Source organism: Cupriavidus sp. 05N40, assembly GCF_056397305.1.
The window spans coordinates 1-1,754 of the sequence record NZ_JBFTND010000421.1 but is presented as its reverse complement, the minus strand read 5'-3'; the positions used below and the strand labels follow the sequence as shown (position 1 = coordinate 1,754).

Annotated in this window: 2 protein-coding genes; both read left to right on the top strand. The window is 62.0% G+C overall.

Annotated elements, in window-relative coordinates; translation table 11 throughout:
* Positions 1–1,413, top strand: a 1,413-nt coding sequence (locus AC1DO7_RS41135; protein WP_477117559.1) for a dihydroxy-acid dehydratase, incomplete at its 5' end; no start/stop codon positions are given.
* A gap of 114 nt (positions 1,414–1,527) precedes the next feature.
* The coding region (locus AC1DO7_RS41130; protein ID WP_477117560.1) for a GntR family transcriptional regulator at positions 1,528–1,754 on the top strand (227 nt) is incomplete at its 3' end.

Below are 1,754 nucleotides of genomic sequence, written 5' to 3'. Positions count from 1 at the left end.
GAGGAGATGATTCGCGCGCAGCCGATGGACGCCGTGGTGCTCATCGGAGGTTGCGACAAGACGGTTCCGGCCCAGCTTATGGGCGCCGCGTCCGCGGGAATTCCGGCTATCCAGCTGATTACTGGCTCCATGCTGACCGGCTCGCACCGTAGCGAGCGCGTCGGTGCCTGCACGGACTGCCGCCGCTATTGGGGCAAGTTCCGCGCAGAAGAAATCGATTCGGAAGAAATCGCGGACGTGAACAACCAACTGGTGGCCAGCGTGGGCACGTGCTCGGTGATGGGTACGGCCAGCACCATGGCTTGTATCGCCGAAGCGCTGGGTATGACGGTGCCTGGCGGTGCCTCACCCCCCGCAGTGACTGCTGACCGCATCCGCGTGGCGGAGCAGACCGGCGCCGAGGCTGTTCGCATTGCGAAGGAACGCCTCACCATCGACAAGATTCTCACTCCCGCCGCCTTCGAAAATGCCATGCGCGTCTTGCTGGCAATTGGCGGCTCGACCAACGGTATCGTTCACTTGGCCGCAATTGCGGGTCGTCTGGGCTATGACATCGACCTCGCTGGTCTGGATCGCATGGGCCGTGACACCCCGGTGCTGCTGGACCTGAAGCCGTCGGGTGACCACTACATGGAGGACTTCCATCACGCTGGCGGTATGGCAACCCTGCTGCGCGAACTGAAGCCTCTTCTGAACCTGGACGCCATGACGGTCACCGGCCGTACTCTGGGAGAGGAAATCGAGCGCTCCGGCCCCGGCTTCGCCCAGAACGTCGTCCGCTCTCGCGAAAATCCCATCTACCCGCAGGGCGGTATCGCCGTACTGAACGGCAACCTTGCCCCGGGTGGCTCCATTATTAAGCAGTCCGCGGCCCATCCGAAGCTTATGGAGCACGAAGGGCGCGCTGTGGTGTTTGAGAACGCCGAAGATCTGGTTAACCGTATCGACAGTGACGACCTCGATGTCACGGCCGACGACATCCTGGTGCTGAAGAACATCGGCCCGAAGGGCGCGCCCGGCATGCCTGAGGCCGGCTACATTCCAATCCCGCGCAAGCTTGCTCGCGCAGGTGTAAAGGACATCGTCCGCATCTCGGACGGCCGCATGAGTGGAACAGCCTTCGGCACCATTGTTCTGCACGTAACGCCGGAGGCTGCAGTCGGCGGGCCGCTAGCGCATGTTCGGAATGGCGACCGCATCAGCCTGTCAGTCTCGCGCCGTGAACTGAAGCTTCATGTCAGTGATGAGGAACTGAAGCGTCGGGCCGAGGAAAAGCCTGTGGTCGTACCGACGGCGGACCGCGGTTACCGCAAGCTCTTCCTCACGACGGTCAACCAGGCAGACCAGGGGGTCGACTTCGACTTCCTGCGCGCTGTGGAGAATCGCGGCAAGGTGCCTGGCAAGGGCGAATAGGGCTCAGGAGCCAAGGGCTCGGGAAAATAGTTCACAATGACAGCTTTCATTCCGAATCGTACAACCGCACCGGGCTCGCCCGCCGGTGCGGCTAGCCCGATGCCCAGCTCCGAGATGCTCTCCGCCGCTTTTGACGATAGCGCCAAATCYGATTTCGCCCAGCCAGATTCTTTGAGCGACATGGTCGCGACGCTTGAAGAAGACATCGTCTTCGGCCGGCTGCATCCTCGAGAGAGATTGGTCGAAGACGAGCTGATGGAGAGATTTGCCGTCAAGCGTCACGTTGTCCGGGACGCCCTCGCTGCCTTGGACCGCATGGGCTTGATTGAACGCCGCAAGAA